Genomic DNA, 17097 nt, shown 5'->3' with positions numbered 1-17097 from the left:
ATAGGGTCTCCCACCGCCCAAAATCGGCAGTTATCAAGGAAAGAAAATATGCGCGAGCGGGCTGATTTTCGATTTTTCTTTCGCCGGCAGCCAAACTGGCACGCTACATGCTTCAATAGGTGCATCCCCTGGCGGTTGGATGCGCTGATGCGCCGAGATCGTCTCCGGATTTGCTCACCTTCGTAGCATTTGAGAGAGTCACGATGACAAAATATAAGCTCGAGTATATTTGGCTCGATGGGTACACTCCGGTACCGAACCTGCGTGGCAAGACGCAGATCAAGGAATTCGACGCATTCCCGACGCTGGAACAGCTTCCGCTCTGGGGTTTCGACGGTTCGTCGACCATGCAGGCCGAAGGCCGCAGCTCCGATTGCGTGCTGAAGCCCGTCGCCATCTATCCCGACCCGGCCCGTACGAACGGCGTTCTGGTCATGTGCGAAGTCATGATGCCCGATGGCGTCACGCCGCACCCGAGCAACGCCCGCGCGACCATCCTCGACGATGAAGATGCGTGGTTCGGCTTCGAGCAGGAATACTTTTTCTACCAGAACGGCCGTCCGCTCGGCTTCCCCGAGCAGGGCTACCCGGCTCCGCAGGGCCCCTACTACACCGGCGTCGGCTATTCGAACGTCGGCGACGTCGCCCGCGAAATCGTCGAAGAACATCTCGACCTTTGCCTCGCTGCCGGCATCAACCACGAAGGCATCAATGCCGAAGTGGCCAAGGGCCAGTGGGAATTCCAAATCTTCGGCAAGGGCTCCAAGAAGGCCGCCGACCAGATCTGGATGGCGCGCTACCTCCTGCAGCGCCTGACCGAAAAATACGGCATCGACATCGAGTATCATTGCAAGCCGCTCGGCGACACCGACTGGAACGGTTCGGGCATGCACTGCAACTTCTCGACCAAGTACATGCGCGAAGTCGGCGGCAAGGCCTATTTCGAAGCGCTGATGGCCCAGTTCGAAAAGAACCTGATGGACCACATCAACGTCTACGGCCCGGACAATGACAAGCGCCTGACCGGCAAGCACGAGACGGCTCCGTGGAACAAGTTCAGCTACGGCGTTGCAGACCGTGGCGCCTCGATCCGCGTACCGCACTCCTTCATCAAGAACGACTACAAGGGCTATCTGGAAGATCGCCGCCCGAACTCGCAGGGCTGCCCCTACCAGATCGCTTCCCAGGTACTGAAGACGATCTCGGAAGTTCCGCTCTCCGGTTCGGCTTCCGCTGCAGCCTAACCTCCCAAGCGGCGCCGGCCTCCCCGCCGGCGCCGTCTCTTTTTGAGCCTCCGAGGCTCTCTTCCTCCCGACATAATTGCCGGCTGCACGGCGCTAAGCCTCTGTAAGTGTTCATAGAGCGCTGTAATATTTCCATCATGCTCATGCCTCAAAATAAAGAGGCGGGAATCGCCATTCCGGAACCCCGCTAAGGGGTAGAGCGTTGCCAGATCATCGCAACGCGGATGGAAATCACGACATGCTGCAACGTCCGGCAAACACTCACAGCGGCGAGAGCTGGGCCAAAGCTCCTTCCGCCGGCAATCTGCCGGAACAGCTGGTGATCGTCACCGACGCCTGGCATCCGCAGGTCAACGGCGTGGTGCGCTCGATCGAGAACACCAATCGCGAACTGGCGAAGATGGGCGTCGAGGTGTCGATGGTGACCCCCGAACACTTCAACAGCATCCCCTGCCCCACCTACCCCGAGATCCGCCTGTCGATCGCCAGTTACCGCCGCATCGCCCGCGAGATCGAAAAGCACAATCCCTCCTACGTCCATATCGCCACCGAAGGCCCGCTCGGGCTCACCGCCCGCCGCTGGTGCCTGCGCAAGCGCATGCCCTTCTCCACGAGCTATCACACGCGCTTTCCCGAATATGTTTCCGCGCGCCTGCCGATCCCGCAAAGCTGGCTCTACGCCTTCGTGCGCTGGTTCCACAATGGCGGCGCCGGCTGCATGGTCGCGACACCGAGCCTTGCCCGCGAGCTGTCGGCCCGCGGCATCAAGAACCTGATGCCCTGGACCCGCGGCATCGACGCCGCACAATTCCATCCCATGCCGCTCGAAGAAGAGCCCTTCGGCCTACCCCGCCCGATCTTCATGACGGTCGGCCGCGTGGCGCTGGAAAAGAACCTGCCGGCCTTTCTCGATCTCGACCTGCCCGGTTCGAAGGTCGTCGTCGGCGACGGCCCGGCGCGCGCCGAGCTGGAGCAGCGCTATCCCGGTGTGCACTTTACCGGGGTGAAATTCGGCGAGGATCTGGCCAAAGCCTATGCCCAGGCTGACGTCTTCGTCTTTCCCTCGCTCACCGACACTTTCGGCAATACCATACTCGAAGCGCTCGCATCGGGCGTGCCGGTTGCCGCCTACCCGGTCACCGGTCCCCTCGACATCATCGGCGAAGACAGCGAGGTCGGGGCGCTGGATGCGGACCTGCGCACCGCCTGCCTTGCCGCCCTCTCCGCCTCGCGCGAGAAGGCCCGCGCGCTTGCCATGCAATATTCCTGGGAAGCGGCGACGACACAGTTCATCAACAATATCCGTGCCGCCAATGGCGTGATCACGCCGAAATGGAAGAAGGCCTGGCAGTTCGCCAAGTCGCTTCCGAGAAGCAGAAAGCCCGGCGAAACCGCCGGGCCTCTCCCGTCCTCGGACTGATCGTTTTATTTGTGAAGCGCGCTGCGAAGCGTGTCGTTCGCGACCTTGATCGCACTGCGGACCGCCGGCGTTTCGGTAATCGCATTCAGCAGCACGAAGTCGTGGATCGTACCGTTGTAGCGGATCGAGGTGACTTTGACGCCGGCCTGGGTGAGCTTGCGGCCATAGGCCTCGCCTTCGTCGCGCAGCACGTCGTTTTCATCGGTGATGATGAGAGCCGGCGGCAGGCCGTTGAGCTGTTCGAGCGATGCCTGCAGCGGCGAAGCCGTCGGCTCCTTGCGCTTGGCCTCGTCGGGCAGATAGGCGTTCCAGAACCACTTCATCGCTTCCTTCGTCAGCCAAGGGCCATTGGCGAACTCATTATAGGAACCGTTGTCGAAATTGGCGTCGGTCACGGGATAGAACAACACCTGCTGGCCGATGGCAGGACCGCCGCGCTCCTTGGCAAGAAGCGTCACCACGGCCGCCATGTTGCCGCCGACGCTGTCGCCGGCGACCGCAAGCCTGCTGGCGTCGACCTTGAATTCCTTGGCATGTTCGGCGACATATTTGGTCGCGGCATAGGCCTGCTCGATCGCCACGGGATAGCGGGCCTCCGGCGAGCGTTCGTAATCGACGAAGACGACGGCGGCATCAGCACCGTTGGCGATCTCGCGCACCAGCCGGTCATGCGTGTCGGCATCGCCCAGCACCCAGCCGCCGCCATGGAAATAGAGAATGACCGGCAGCGTGCCCTTGGCATGCTCGGGGCGGACGATCCGCAGCTTAATGCTGCCGGTCGGGCCTGATTTGATGACCTTGTCTTCTACCTTGGCCCCCAGCTTCTTGACATCGCCCTTCTGCGCACCGGCCAGCACATTGCGGGCATCGGCAGGCGACAGCGTATAGATTGGCTTGCCGCCGGCCAGGCTATCGATGAATTTCTGCGTTGTCGGCTCGAGCACCGGGTCGGCAAGCGCGCCGACAGCGGAAGCTGCCAGGAGTGCTGCTGCGGAAACTGCGGTCTTGATGGTCGACATTGTCTTGTCCTCTCGGTTTTTCGATGTTCGTTCTGAACACGGTTTTTATATCGCGCACGATTATTTATTGGACAATTTAAATTTTGGCATACCTGCCATGCATAAACATCGCTTCCGATTATTTATTGCGCGATATAATATCAATCGGTTTTGGAGATGCCCCATGCAGGATCCGCTGAAGCTCGACGATTTCATCTGCTTTGCCGTCTATACGGCAAGCCACGCGCTGAACCGCGTCTACAAGCCGCTTCTCGACACCCTCGGCCTCACCTATCCGCAATATCTCGCCATGGTCGCGCTATGGGAAAAGGACGGCCAAACGGTCGGCGGCCTCGGCGAAAAGCTCTTCCTGGAATCGAGCACGCTGACGCCGCTGCTCAAACGCCTGGAAAACGCCGGCTATATCAGGCGCGACCGCAGCCGCGAGGACGAACGCATCGTCGTCATTCGCTTGAGCGAGGAAGGCGTGCGCCTGAAGGAAAAGGCTATTGGCATTCCCGGCTGCATCGTGGAAGCGAGCGGCCGTAATGCAGCGGATCTCACTCGGCTGCAGGCTGAGATCGTGGCGCTGCGCGAGGCGTTGAATAGGAGCGTGGCTTAGGCGCTAACCCGCACCACCTCGTTCTGACGCACCCCCCTCTGCCCTGCCGGGCATCTCCCCCACAAGGGGGGAGATCGGCAAGACGCACCCTTTTGCCAAGACATCGACCCGGCACCAAGCGGCTTCAGCCATCTGCGGTGGTTGATGAGGGCGAGCAGCCGCTCCCAGCCGATCTCCCCCCTTGTGGGGGAGATGCCCGGCAGGGCAGAGGGGGGTGCCCCAACCACAACGCAAACGAATATTCTAAAAGGCGCCGACCCAGCACCCTAGCCCCTACGTCCGCTTCTTCTTCGACTCGTACGGATTGTCAGGCGAACGGAAATGAATCCGGATCGGCACGCTCGGCATGTCGAAATCGGCGCGCAGCCCGTTGATCAGGTAGCGCGTGTAGGATTCCGGCAGCGCGTCCGAGCGGGTGCAGGAGATCATGAAGGCCGGCGGGCGGGCCTTGACCTGCGTCATGTATTTCAGCTTGATCCGGCGGCCGGAGACGGCCGGTGGCGGATGCTGGATCTGCTGCGTCTCCAGCCAGCGGTTGAGCCTCGCCGTCGAGATGCGCTTGTTCCAGACCCTGTCGGTGTCGATGATCGACTGCATCAGCTTGTCGAGTCCCCAGCCGGTCTGGCCGGAAATCGGCACGGCGCGGATCCCGCGTGCCTGCGGCAGCAGCCGGTCGGTCTTTTCCCGAAGATCGGCCAGCACCGCCTGCCGGTCCTCGATCATATCCCACTTGTTGAAGGCTAGCACGGCGGCCCTCCCCTCGCGCAGCACCAGATCGACGATCTGCAGATCCTGCTTCTCGAAGGGGATCGTCGCATCGAAGACGATGACGACCGTCTCGGCAAAGCGGATGGCGCGCAACGCGTCGGCGACCGAAAGCTTTTCCAGCTTTTCGGTCACACGCGCCTTGCGGCGCATGCCCGCCGTATCGAACATCTTGATGGTGCGGCCGCGCCAATCCCACTCGACCGAGATGGAATCGCGGGTGATGCCTGCTTCCGGCCCGGTCAAAAGCCTGTCTTCACCGAGGAAGCGGTTGATCAGCGTCGACTTGCCGGCATTCGGGCGGCCGACGATCGCCACCCTGAGCGGCTTGGTATCGTCATAGGCGGGCTCTTCATCCTCGTCCTCACCCTCGCCGGCAGTCTCGGAAATGTCGACGTCGGTGACGGCGACATCCTCCTTGGCATAGGCCCGCTCCTCGCCGATCGCCGCGACGATCGCGTCGCGCAGGTCGATCATGCCTTGCCCGTGTTCGGCCGAGATCGGCGTCGGCTCGCCGAGACCGAGCGTATAGGCATCGTAGAAGCCGCTGTCGGAACCGCGCGCTTCGGATTTGTTGGCGACGAGCACCACCGGCTTGCCGCGCCGGCGCAGCATTTCGGCAAGCGCATTGTCGACCGGCGTCAGACCGTTCTTGGCGTCGACGACGAAAAGCGAAAGATCCGCCTCGTCGATCGCCGCTTCCGTCTGCGCGCGCATACGGCCCTGCAGGCTTTCCTCGTCGGCCTCTTCGAGGCCGGCCGTATCGATGATGGTGAAGGTCAGGCCCATCAGCCGCGCATCACCCGGCCGGCGGTCGCGCGTCACACCCGGCGTATCGTCGACGAGCGCGAGCTTTTTGCCGACCAGGCGGTTGAAAAGCGTCGACTTGCCGACATTCGGACGACCGACGATCGCGACCGTGAAGCTCATTCTTTTTCCTTAAGCTTAGCCCTGCGCGGCGGGCGCCTTGCCGGATGCGGTAATGAGATCAAGCATCATATGGGCGCGATTGGCAACATTACGCGGGCTGTCGGCATCGTCGACGATCGACTGGAACCATTGGCGGGCCTGCGCCATGTTGCCGGCCTTATAGGAAGCAAGACCGAGCGCTTCGCGCGCCGAATGGCGGAAGGCGTTGCCCGGCACGGCCATTTCCTCGATCGCGGCCGAAACCTGCTCGTAGGAGCCGTTCTCGATCAGCAGCCAGCCGGCGCGCATTTTGGCGGCGTCGCGCACGGCGGCCGGCACGCTGTTGTCCTTGCCGATCTCGTTGAAGGCGGTGATTGCCGCGTTGGCATCGCCCTTCTGCGCCTGGACGGTTGCGGCCCGCATGCGCGCCAGCACCGGATAGGCGCCATGGCCTTCCTTTTCGAGCTTGTCGAGCGCGGCCAGCGCCTCGTCGTTCTTGTTCTCGTCGGCAAGCTTCATCGCCGCCAAGAACTGATCGCCAGCACCGGAGGAGCGGGTATCGTCCCAATATTCAAAGAGAACCTTGCCGGCAGTGCCGACGACGATCAGGATGGCGACGACGATGATATAGCGGCCGAACCGGCGCCAGACGCCCTTCATCTGGTCGGACCGCAATTCCTCATTGACTTCACGGATGAAGCTGTCGTCGTTGAATGCCATTCTCGTCTCCGGCCGCGGAAATACCCACACACTATGCAGGATGCATATTGTCGGGCCTTCTACTCCATTTTGCCGCGGTTGTAAGGGGGATATGAAAGATTCGTCACATCACGAGCGGCGAAACTCCGATCAACCATTCGTGCAGCTTCCAGATGATCAGCGCCCAGGCGACGATGCCGATGACGATGGCATAGAGATCGTACTTGGCAGAGACGAAGGGCCGGAGCGAAATTTCGCCCGCCCGCTCGCGGCGTTTCAGCGAAATGCGCAGGATCACGCCCCAGGCGAGGAAGGCCGCAAACAGCAGGACCGACGAGGTCTCGCCATTGGCGAGCAGATGCGCCAGCGCCCAGATCTTCACCGACAGCACCATCGGATGTTTGGTCTTCGTGGCGATATGCCCCGCCGGCAGCAGCGAGGCGACGAGACAGATCATCGCGATCAGCATCAGCGTGATCGCGATATGCGCCGTCCAGACCGGCGGATTGTAGAGCATGCCCGTCACCTGACGCGCCTGTCCGAATCCGTAGATCAAGAGGATCAGCGTGAGGATGCTCGCGATCGAATAGCCGGCCCGCCATCCCCGCTCGCCGAGGCTTGCGATCATCGAGCGGCGCAGGCCTGGAGCCACCACCCGCACCAGATGCACGCCGAGAAAAAGTATGATGCCGACGATAAGCAGTGCCATTGCGGTCCCTTCCGTGCAGTTTGTCATGGCTTAGAGCCTTTCCTGGTCAGATTGAAGCATTCTGTTGGCTCAAACGGAGTCGGGTGGTCGATCGGCCGGCGCGCGTCGTAGCAAAGCTCTACGGCCAACGATCAGCCGGCCCGTTTCAGCCAACCCGAAGGGCCGGGCATGTTTCCGCCAGGATCAGAGGCGATCGGCTCGGACGTACCTTGGGGTATGCCGTTCGCCAATCGCCTCTGCCCTGACGAAAACCTGCTCCGGCAGAATGCTTCAATCTGACCAGGAAAGGCTCTAACGGCTGGCGCGAAAAAATACCAGTTGAGACCGCAGCTTCGCCGCAATTCTATCGGAGGGAAGCCGCGAACAAATTGTCGCGGTGTCCATGTCTCGTCCTCTCCTCGCCACCTGTCTGGCTGCCTCGTTCCTTCTGCCTGCAATGGCAGGGGCGTCAGACCGGCCGAAACAACTCGTCATCATCTCCTTCGACGGCGCCCACGACAACGCGCTCTGGCTGAAGAGCCGTGAGATGGCCGCAAAGAACGGCGCCCATTTCACCTATTTCCTTTCCTGCACCTTCCTCATGAACGAGGCGGCGAAGAAGGCCTATCAGGCGCCGCACCAGAAGCGCGGCAAATCCAATGTCGGCTTCGCGCAAAGCGATGACGAGATCCGCGAACGCCTCGGCAATATCTGGCACGCCCATCTCGAAGGCCACGACATATCAAGCCATGCCTGCGGCCATTTCGATGGCCGGCAATGGAGCGAAGCCGATTGGTCGGCCGAATACGCGACCTTTCACGCGACATTGAAAAACGCCTGGAAGAGCGTCGGCCTCGAGGAGCCGGCCGGCTGGCAGGACCTCGTCGATCACGGCATCAAGGGCTTTCGCGCGCCCTACCTTTCCGCCACGGCGGGCGCCGATATGATCACCGCCGAAAAGAAGGCGGGCTTCACCTATGATGCAAGCCTCGTCACCAAGGGCCCAGCCATGCCCGTCGAGGAAGACGGCATCATCCGCTTCGGCTTGCCGCTGATTCCGGAAGGCCCGAACGAAAAGCCGATCATCGGCATGGACTACAACCTCTTCGTCCGCCACTCCAAGGGCGAGGAAGACGCGGCGGACTCCAAGGAATTCGAAGATCGCGCCTACGCCGCCTTCTCTGAAGCCTTCGAACGCCAATACGACGGCAACCGCATCCCCCTCCAGCTCGGCTTCCACTTCGTCGAAATGAACGGCGGCGCCTACTGGCGCGCCCTCGACCGGCTCGTCAGCGACGTCTGCCATCGCTCAGATGTGGCCTGCGTCAGTTATTCGGAAGCGATCCCGATGATCGAAGCACGCGGCAAACTGCAGCAGACGTCGGGGCTGTGACGGTGTTTTAAAAGTGAGGGGTAGTGCCGTTAGCCCCCTCATCCGCCCTAACGGGCACCTTCTCCCCGCTGGGGAGAAGAGGGAATAGGGATGTCGGCGGACATATTCTTAAGCGACGGATAAATACGAGGCGCCGCCTCGAGTCTCTTCTCCCAGCGGGGAGAAGGTGCCGGCAGGCGGATGAGGGGGCCTCACAGCTCACCCGACACTACTATCAATCGAGACCACCTACCGTCCAGAGCTAGACCTCACCCATCCGCATGCACGACACCGGCTTCACGCTCGAGGTAACGCTGATCGATATCCGGCAGCGGCTCGTCGTCGATTGCCGCCTCGAAGGCCTTGAGGCGCTTGTGGATGGAGAGCAGCTCGATGATCGTCGTCCAGGAATTGACCAGATATTGAAACGAGTTGCTGACCTGGCCGAAGGCGGTCGAGATCTGCTGGAAGATACCGTAGGTGATGGTACCCGCCACGATTGTCGGCACCAGCATGAAGACCACGAAGAGCGCGTCCGCCTGGATGTAGAAATAGCGGGCAACGTTGAAATACATGTAGTGGAAGTACATGCGGAAATAGTTGCGTCGAACGTTTTCGAAAAGCTCCCTGACCGTCAGCGGCTGGGCTCGCTCGGCATGGTCTTCGCCATAGACGAGCTCTTTACGATAGGCCGCTTCGACGCGCTGATTGCGGAAGTTCAAACCCGGCAGCTTCACACCGGCGACGGCCAGCAGCAGCGTACCGAATGCCGACCAGAAAAGCGCTAGCCAGAAGAGCGAATTCGCCAGCGGCCCGATCACCGGCAGCGCCGTCACGTAATGCGATAGCGCCAGAAGGATCGGAAGAAAGACCACGAGCGTCATCACCGAGTTGATGAGGCTGATGCCGAGGCCTTCGAGCGTGCTCGAAAAACGCATCGTGTCTTCCTGAACGCGCTGCGAAGCGCCTTCGATATGCCGCAGCTTTTCCCACTTCGACATGTAGAAATTGTTCATCGCCGTACGCCAGCGGAAGATGTAATGGCTCGTAAAGAAGTCAGTCATGATCGATACGAACATGCTGAGAAATGCGATCTGACAGAAAACCCACATCAGGTCGTAGAAATTGTCGACGCTAATGCCGGGCTGCTTCGACAGCGCATTCTGCAGCAGATCGCCGAAGGGTCGGCGCCAATTATTGATCACAACGGTGATCTGCACGCCGAAATAGGTCACGAAGATGATCAGCGCCGAACCCCAGATCGACCAGAGTTTCCAGGGATGGTGCAGCGCCTTTAGATGCCAGAAGCCGCAGAAGACTACCGCCGACAGAAAGAAATAACTGTAGAACCAGACGTTTTCCGGCAGCAGGAAGAAGGAGAGGTCGATCGGCTGCTGATCTTCGGGGACAGGGGTAAAACCGAGAGAGAGGCCGAGACCGGCTGCAAAGAGATACCATCCGGCAATGGAAATCAGGGTCCAAACAACAAGCGAACTAAAGAACGCCTTCGGCTGGGGAAAAAACGAATGAAACACGGGGGGCTTTGCTTTCCTGAACTGTGAGTCTCGGGAGTGTCTTGGAACACTGATTGTGCCGGAAACTAAGGCAGTTCGAAGGAAGCAGCAATGGGCTTGGCCGATTGTTACGCAGATGTAACCGGTTAGGCGATTTTCCTGAGGACCGGCATGACAAGCGCCGCGCAGACGAGAAGTGCGGCGGCGGCGATCACCGTCGGGACGGCGAAACTGCCTGAGCGTTCGGCGATCCAGCCGGCGACAACAGGCCCAACGATCTGGCCGAGACCGAAGGCGGCCGTCATCATCGCTAAAATCCGTCTAGGGCTCTCAGGCGCAAGCTTGCGGCCGATCTGCAGCCCGTAAGCGGTGATCGCCAGGAACGTCGCCCCGAACAGCGCCCCGCCGATGAGCGGCGCTATCGACGCCGGCAGTGCCACCGTCGCCAGCACGCCGGCGGCCTCGACCAGAAGCGCGGCGACATACACGCCGCCGAGCCCGAGAAGCCTCACAAACGGCTTCCAGGCAAACAGCGCCACCGCCGCCGTCAGGCCGGCGATGAACCAGCAGAGGAATTCGACGAAAGCTCCCGTTGCCGACAGGCGGGCGATGGTGACGAGGAAGGTTGCCGTGATCACGTAGCCGAAGCCGAACAGGCCGTAGGACAGCGTCACGAGCACCATCGGCCGGCTCCAGGTGAGCGCCGGCTCCCTGCCCGTCCGCGCCGATTGCGCCGGCGCCGAAGGCAGCAGCCACCAGACGACGACCAGGCTTGCTGCGCAGTAGATCGCCCCACCGATCCAATCGGCGCGCCAGCCGCCGGGTCCGTCGTGAAAACCGAGACCGATCAGCAGCACCATCACCGAGGAAAGCGCAATCCCGGCCCCCGGCCCGCCGAAATGCGCCGCCTGCACATGGTCGTTGCCGGCCGCGGCCCCATGGCTCAGCACGATCGACGAGGTGAAGACCATCGCAAAGGCGCTGGCGAGACCGGCGAGGAAACGGATGGCGGCAAAGACAGCGACGGATTCCGTGCCGGCCATGGCGGCGAGCAGGATTGCGTTGGCCAGCAGTGCCGAGAGCGCCACCGGCCGCTCGCGCCCCGCCGCCCAGCCATAAGCGGCAAGCACGGCGCCCACGAGGTAACCGACAAAATTCGCCGAGGCGATGAAACCCGCATCGGCCGCCGAAAGCGGCACGCCGCTCATCATGCCGGGCAGGATCGGCGTGTAGGAAAAGCGGCCGAAACCCATGGCCGCCGCCATGGCGACAGCGCCAGCGGCGGCTGTGGCGAAGAGATTCGGCGTGGCGTGCTGCGGGCGGGAAAGCATGCAGCGCTTATCGCGCCGCAGCGCCGGGGCCACAAACGACTATTTCTGATCGATCGATCAATTCCACGAAAGATGGATTTTTTCGGTCGCCGCTCTTGAAAGAAATATCTTACGATATATGTTTTACGACATAGTGAACGATATATCCAACGATGAAAGGGAAAACCATGAGAGGTTTCAAAGGCGGCATGTTCGGCGGAGGTTTCCGCATGGGCCGCAAATTCGCAGCCGGCGATCTGCAGCTCGTCATCCTGGCCCTGCTCGACGAGCGGCCGTGCCACGGCTATGAGCTGATCAAGATCCTCGAGGAGCGCTCCGGCGGCTTCTATGTGCCGAGCCCCGGCGTCATCTATCCCGCGCTGACCTATCTTGAGGAAACCGGCCTTGCCGAAGTGGAAAACGAGGGCACCAAGAAGCTCTACCGCATCACCGAGGCCGGGCGCCGCCGCGTCGCCGAAAACCGCGAGATGATCATGCACACGCTCGCCAAGCTCGAGCGCATCGGTGAGAAGATGGCCTATGTGAAGCGCGTCTTCGAAAGCGACCGCCACGGCGCCGATGATGATAACGACGGCGACTTCATGCAGGACGGCGGCGACATCCGCGCCGCCCGCATGCTGCTGCGCTCGGCGCTCCGGATGCGCTATCCCTGGTCCAAACCCGAAGCCGCCCGCATCGCCGGCATATTGGAACGCGCCGCCACGGAGATCCTGCAGGGCGGCAGGCCGGAAACGCGGGGGTGATGAAGGTTGGTGCCGACCTACGGCGCGTTCGAGGAATGCGCCGACATCTAAGAGAGCCTCATCCTGAGGTGCCCCGCAGGGGCCTCGAAGGACGAGGCGGGCGCGCCGACATTGGATGATGCAAGAAGCAGCGTTGCGGCGTGCTTCGAGGCTCCGCCCTACGGGCTGCGCGCCTCAGCATGAGGATCGCTGGAGGATGCCGCGTCCATATGGGTATTGCTGTTGATCGATCGTTGTGGTGGGGAATGTGGAGAGCTGCCGGCGCTCAAGAGAGCCTCATCCTGAGGTGCCCCAAAGGGGCCTCGAAGGACGAGGCGGGCGCTCCCACCGGAAGATAACGGTTCCCTCTACACCTGCACATCCGGCAGGGTCAAAATCACCGGCCCGTTACGCGTTGCGACCACCGTGTGCTCGAATTGCACCGTCGGCGCCTTCGGATCGGCATAGAGCGTCCACGCGTCGTCGCCGCCTTCGGCCCAGGTCGCGCCGAGCGACAGGAAGGGCTCGACTGTAAAGACGAGGCCGTCCGTCATGACGCGCTTTTCCGAAGGGTCCGGCCAGGTGGAGAGTTCGGCCGGCTCCTCATGCAGCGAGCGGCCGACGCCGTGGCTCGCCAGATTGGCGACGAGCGTGTAGCGGTTCTTCTGGGCAAAGGCACCGACGGCGCTGCCGATCTTGGCGAGCGGCTCGCCCGATTTCACCTGGTTGAGCCCCACCCAGAGCGCCCGCTTGCCGTCCCGGCAGAGCCGTTCGATCTTCGGCCTGACCGGCGGCACCGCGAAGGAGGCGCCGGTATCGGCGAAGAAGCCGTCCTTCTCGGCCGAAACGTCGATATTGATGAGATCGCCGGCGCGGATGACGCGTGCTCCGGGAATGCCGTGGGCGATTTCCTCGTTGACGCTGATGCAGGTCGCACCCGGAAACTGGTAGCAGAATTCCGGGGCCGAGCGCGCGCCGGAATCCTCGAGCACCTTGCGGCCGATCTGGTCGAGCTCCAGGGTCGTCATGCCCGGCTCCATCGCTGCCGCCATCACCTGGATGGCGTTGGCGCAGATGCGGCCGATCTCCTTGAGCTTCACCAGTTCGTCGTCGTTTGCGATAACCATTCGTCCGTTCCGGCCTTGCGCAGGGCGGCGGCCGCCGCCTCAGGCTGAGGCTTTCGCCCCTTCATTCTTTTCAGTCAATGCCTTTCTGACGATCGGCGCCACTTTCGTCCCGTAGAGTTCGATGCCGCGCATGATCTGGTCATGCGGCATCAGGCCGATCGCCATCTGCAACAGGAAGCGGTCGTTCTTGAAGAGCGCGTGCTGGGCGATGATCTTTTCGGCGACCGCCTCCGGATCGCCGACGAAGAGCGCACCGTTCGGCCCGCGCGACATGTCGAAATGCGCCCGGTTGGTCGGCCCCCAGCCGCGCTCGCGGCCGATGCGGTTCATCACCTCGGCCTGCGGCCCGTAAAACTGATCCGCTGCCATCTCGGTCGTATCGGCGATGAAGCCATGGACGTTGATGCTGGTCTTCAGCTTCGCCGGGTCCTGCCCTGCCCGGCGCGCCGCCTCGCGATAGAGATCGAAGAGTGGCGCGAAACGGCGCGGCTCGCCGCCGATGATCGCCAGCGCCACCGGCAAGCCGAGCGCGCCGGCGCGCGCCAGCGATTGCGGTGTGCCGCCGACAGCGACCCAGAGCGGCAGCGGATCCTGGAGCGGCCTCGGATAAACGCCGCGCCCGCGGATCGGCGCGCGAAGCTCGCCGCTCCAGTCGACCGTCTCACCGTCGCGCAGCGCCAAGAGCAGATCGAGCTTCTCCTCGAAAAGCTGGTCGTAATCTTCGAGATTGTAGCCGAACAGCGGGAAGGACTCGATGAAGGAGCCGCGCCCCGCCATGATTTCGGCCCGGCCATCGGAAATCAGGTCGAGCGTCGCAAACTGCTGAAAGACCCTCACGGGATCATCGGAAGACAGCACGGTGACGGCGCTCGTCAGCCGGATATTGCTGGTCTTGACGGCAGCCGCCGCCAACGCCACCGCGGGAGCGGACGCCGCATAATCCGGCCGGTGATGCTCGCCGAGCCCGAAGACGTCGAGCCCGACCTGATCGGCAAGCTCGATCTCCTCGATCAGATGCTTCAGCCGCTCGGCCCCTTCCGCTCCCTTGCTGCGGGAGGGATTGGGATTGACGTCCGCAAAAGTGTAAAGGCCAAGTTCCATTGTCCGCATCCCGTTGACTTCAACCTGGAGATAAAGACCGGCGGCAGCGAACGCAAATACAATCTCTGGAACGGAATGTTCGAGAATTTCGATAGGCGGCGGGATGTTTTTGGCTTTGCTTCAACGAACACCAAAAACCCGCCCAAACCACCAATTCGAATCTGAATTCAACGACTTCCGAGCCGCAGTGGAATCATCGTCCAAACGGCCTCACGCCGCACTTGAAGCAGGAGGAACGGCGCGGCATGCGCCGCGCCCAAACGCCTCACATCTTCGCCAGCAGTTCCGCCAGCTGGTCGGCGGCCTTGCCCCATCCCTCGTGGAAGCCCATCTTCTCATGCGCGTCCTTGTCCTCGGCGCGCCAGTGCAGCGCCTTGGCGGTGTATTTCGTCCGGCCGTTGCCGAGCTCCTCGAGCAGGATGACGCCAGTGAAGAAGGGTTTCTCGGCAGGCACCCAGGCCTCGCTATAGGCATCGGTGAAGACGAGCTTCTCGTTCTCGACGACTTCGAGATAGACGCCCTGGTTCGGATAGCGGTTGCCCTCGGGGTCCTGCATCACGACGACGCTGGAGCCGCCGGGGCGGACGTCGAGCGTCGCTTCCGCCACACCCCAGGGGCGCGGCACGAACCACTGCTTCAGAAGCTCCGGATCGGTCCATGCCTTGTAAATCTTCTCGCGCGGGGCGTCGAATTCGCGGACGAGGACGAGTTCATGCTGCGTGCTGGCGGTCATTTCAACATCTCTCCATTTGAGTGAAACCTGTTTCGTATCAGGTTGTTGCAAGGACGTGCGGGACTTCGCCGTTCCGACAGTGCGCCGAATTATTTTACGGCCGGCTGCGCGGCCTCTTCCTGCATCTTGTCGATCTGCCGGCGGATATGGGCCGCCTCCGCCGCCGAATGGGCAAGCGCAATGGCGCGATCGAAGGCTTCTCGGGCCTGGCCGTGGCGGCCGATCTGCTTCAGCAAATTGCCACGCAGCCCATGATAATAGAAATAGCCGTCGAGTTTCTCGCCGAGCGGATCGACGAGATCGAGTGCCGCCCCAGGCCCATGCAATTTGGAAATCACCACCGCCCTGTTGAGCGTGACGACCGGGGACGGCTGGATGCGTTCCAGCGCACGGTAAAGCAGATCGATCTCGACCCAATCCGTGTCTTCAGCCCGTTTTGCCCGGGAATGAACCGCGGCAATCGCTGCCTGCAGCTGATAAGGCCCGGGTTGGCGGTGGCGCAGAGCCTTGTCGAGCAGCGCCAGTGCCTCGTTGATGAAGAGCTGGTTCCAGAGAGAGCGGTCCTGATCTTCGAGCAGCACGATCTCGTCTTCGGCGCTGAACCGCGCCGGCCGGCGCGAGATCTGCAGAAGCATCAGCGCGAGCAGCCCCATCAATTCGGGCTCGGCGGGAAAGATGCGCAGCATCAGCCGCGCAAGCCGGATCGCCTCGTCGCTGAAGGCAGCCGCTTCATGCCTGGGATCGGCCTGGCTGTAGCCCTCGTTGAAGATCAGATAGATCATCGTGCCGACGATCGAAAGCCGCTCCGCCCTCTCCTCGGGGCTCGGCGTTTCGAAAGGCACGCCCGCCTTGGCGACGCGCGCCTTGGCCCGGGTGATGCGCTGCTCCATGGCGCTTTCGGAAACCAGGAAAGCGCGGGCGATCTGCGTCACCGAAAGGCCGGAAACGATGCGCAGCGCCAGCGCGATCTGCTGGGTCGCAGGCAGATCGGGATGGCAGCAGATGAAGAGAAGCCGCAGGATGTCGTCGCGATAGTGGGAATCGTCCAGCCGCTCGGCGATATCGCTTTCGGCATCCTCGGCATCGGAAATCGTATCCTCATCCGGCAGCGCCTGGAGCTTTGAGCGCTTGCGCACGGCATCGATGCCGCTGTTGCGGCCGACGAAGATCAGCCAGGCGGTCGGATCGCGCGGCGGCCCTTTCTCCGGCCATGTCCGGATCGCCCTCAGGCATGCCTCCTGGAACGCCTCTTCCGCGGTATCGAGATCGCGGAAATAGCGCAGCAGCGCGCCGAGCGCCTTCGGTCTGGCGGAGGCAAGCGCGAGGTCGATCCAGGCAATATCGGTCATGATGCAGCATCTCCCGGCCTGAACACGTAGAAAGGCCGAATTTCGTAAGAGGTGGAGCCTGGGTTGACGGCCGATAGCTGTTTCGAGAAGGCGACCGCCTCCTCCAGCGTCTCGAAATCAACCACATAGAAGCCGAGAAGCGCCTCCTTCGTTTCCGCGAAAGGCCCGTCGATGACGAGAGCCTCATCCCTGCCCTTGCGCACGGTCGTCGCCGCCGTCGTCGGCATCAGCCGGCCGACAGGCCCGAGCTTGCCGGCCTTGGCGAGCGGCTCCTGCACCGCGTAAAGCTTCTCCATTACGGCAGCTTCTTCCTCCTTGGTCCAGGCGAAGACGGTTTCCTCATGGGCGTAACAAAGGATTGCGTAAAGCATCGGTCACTCCTCTTTCCGAATGACGAAGGAGTAACCGCTTAGCCGACAGGCCGCATCAAAAAATTATGAACCGACGGGAAGCACCGCTGACCGCAAAACATCCCTCACTAACAAAAATTGTTATTTCTTGTT

At 62.0% G+C, this 17097-nt stretch carries 16 protein-coding genes; 5 read left to right on the top strand and 11 right to left on the bottom strand.

Going from position 1 to position 17097, the window contains the following annotated elements; translation table 11 throughout:
• Positions 1–203 precede the first annotated feature (203 nt).
• Entirely contained in the window at positions 204–1244 is a 1041-nt protein-coding gene (locus ATY76_RS01510) for a glutamine synthetase beta-grasp domain-containing protein (RefSeq protein WP_038690487.1), read from the top strand.
• 238 nt (positions 1245–1482) lie between these two features.
• A complete protein-coding gene (locus tag ATY76_RS01505; RefSeq protein WP_088673006.1) occupies positions 1483–2664 on the top strand; it encodes a glycosyltransferase family 1 protein in 1182 nt (393 codons plus the stop codon).
• A gap of 5 nt (positions 2665–2669) precedes the next feature.
• On the opposite strand, the gene ATY76_RS01500 is transcribed toward ATY76_RS01505, so the two are convergent.
• Positions 2670–3683 carry an alpha/beta hydrolase gene (locus tag ATY76_RS01500; RefSeq protein WP_088673005.1) on the bottom strand — a complete coding sequence of 338 codons (1014 nt, stop codon included), beginning with the start codon at positions 3681–3683 and terminating at the stop codon, positions 2670–2672.
• Positions 3684–3846: 163 nt separating this feature from the next.
• On the opposite strand from ATY76_RS01500, the gene ATY76_RS01495 reads away from it, so the two are divergent.
• The gene (locus ATY76_RS01495; protein WP_088673004.1) at positions 3847–4284 is read left to right on the top strand and encodes a MarR family transcriptional regulator; all 438 of its coding nucleotides are present in this window, start codon (positions 3847–3849) and stop codon (positions 4282–4284) included.
• A gap of 273 nt (positions 4285–4557) precedes the next feature.
• On the opposite strand, the gene der is transcribed toward ATY76_RS01495, so the two are convergent.
• The 3 genes from der to ATY76_RS01475 form a co-directional block, all read right to left on the bottom strand.
• Entirely contained in the window at positions 4558–5979 is a 1422-nt protein-coding gene (gene der, locus ATY76_RS01485) for a ribosome biogenesis GTPase Der (RefSeq protein WP_088673003.1), read from the bottom strand.
• A gap of 15 nt (positions 5980–5994) precedes the next feature.
• Positions 5995–6678 carry a tetratricopeptide repeat protein gene (locus ATY76_RS01480; protein WP_088673002.1) on the bottom strand — a complete coding sequence of 228 codons (684 nt, stop codon included), beginning with the start codon at positions 6676–6678 and terminating at the stop codon, positions 5995–5997.
• Between the two features lie 103 nt (positions 6679–6781).
• Positions 6782–7366 carry an NnrU family protein gene (locus tag ATY76_RS01475; protein WP_088673001.1) on the bottom strand — a complete coding sequence of 195 codons (585 nt, stop codon included), beginning with the start codon at positions 7364–7366 and terminating at the stop codon, positions 6782–6784.
• A 382-nt stretch (positions 7367–7748) separates the two neighbouring features.
• On the opposite strand from ATY76_RS01475, the gene ATY76_RS01460 reads away from it, so the two are divergent.
• The gene (locus tag ATY76_RS01460) at positions 7749–8738 is read left to right on the top strand and encodes a polysaccharide deacetylase (protein ID WP_088673000.1); all 990 of its coding nucleotides are present in this window, start codon (positions 7749–7751) and stop codon (positions 8736–8738) included.
• Positions 8739–8986: 248 nt separating this feature from the next.
• Here the strand turns inward: ATY76_RS01460 and sbmA are convergent, their stop codons facing one another.
• Positions 8987–10252 (bottom strand): peptide antibiotic transporter SbmA, encoded by a 1266-nt coding sequence (gene sbmA, locus ATY76_RS01455; RefSeq protein WP_088672999.1) that lies wholly within the window; start codon positions 10250–10252, stop codon positions 8987–8989.
• Between the two features lie 125 nt (positions 10253–10377).
• Complete coding sequence (locus tag ATY76_RS01450) at positions 10378–11562, bottom strand: YbfB/YjiJ family MFS transporter (RefSeq protein ID WP_088672998.1); 1185 nt, start codon at positions 11560–11562, stop codon at positions 10378–10380.
• A 167-nt stretch (positions 11563–11729) separates the two neighbouring features.
• On the opposite strand from ATY76_RS01450, the gene ATY76_RS01445 reads away from it, so the two are divergent.
• Positions 11730–12305, top strand: a complete 576-nt coding sequence (locus tag ATY76_RS01445) for a PadR family transcriptional regulator (RefSeq protein ID WP_088672997.1) — start codon at positions 11730–11732, stop codon at positions 12303–12305.
• A gap of 347 nt (positions 12306–12652) precedes the next feature.
• Here ATY76_RS01445 and map read toward each other — a convergent pair whose 3' ends face one another.
• From map to ATY76_RS01420, 5 genes are all read right to left on the bottom strand, one after another.
• Positions 12653–13411 carry a type I methionyl aminopeptidase gene (gene map, locus ATY76_RS01440; protein ID WP_088672996.1) on the bottom strand — a complete coding sequence of 253 codons (759 nt, stop codon included), beginning with the start codon at positions 13409–13411 and terminating at the stop codon, positions 12653–12655.
• Between the two features lie 39 nt (positions 13412–13450).
• Entirely contained in the window at positions 13451–14512 is a 1062-nt protein-coding gene (locus ATY76_RS01435) for an LLM class flavin-dependent oxidoreductase (protein ID WP_088672995.1), read from the bottom strand.
• 265 nt (positions 14513–14777) lie between these two features.
• The gene (locus ATY76_RS01430; protein WP_088672994.1) at positions 14778–15245 is read right to left on the bottom strand and encodes an SRPBCC family protein; all 468 of its coding nucleotides are present in this window, start codon (positions 15243–15245) and stop codon (positions 14778–14780) included.
• 89 nt (positions 15246–15334) lie between these two features.
• Positions 15335–16594, bottom strand: a complete 1260-nt coding sequence (locus ATY76_RS01425) for an RNA polymerase sigma factor (RefSeq protein WP_088672993.1) — start codon at positions 16592–16594, stop codon at positions 15335–15337.
• Positions 16591–16965 (bottom strand): YciI family protein, encoded by a 375-nt coding sequence (locus ATY76_RS01420; protein ID WP_088672992.1) that lies wholly within the window; start codon positions 16963–16965, stop codon positions 16591–16593. The genes ATY76_RS01425 and ATY76_RS01420 overlap by 4 nt, the downstream gene beginning before the upstream one ends.
• Between the last annotated feature and the right edge of the window lie 132 nt (positions 16966–17097).

This window comes from Rhizobium sp. R339 (assembly GCF_002211395.1).
Lineage (GTDB): Bacteria > Pseudomonadota > Alphaproteobacteria > Rhizobiales > Rhizobiaceae > Rhizobium.
Note: the sequence above shows the minus strand (reverse complement) of the source record. Positions and strands in the feature narration are given on the sequence as shown.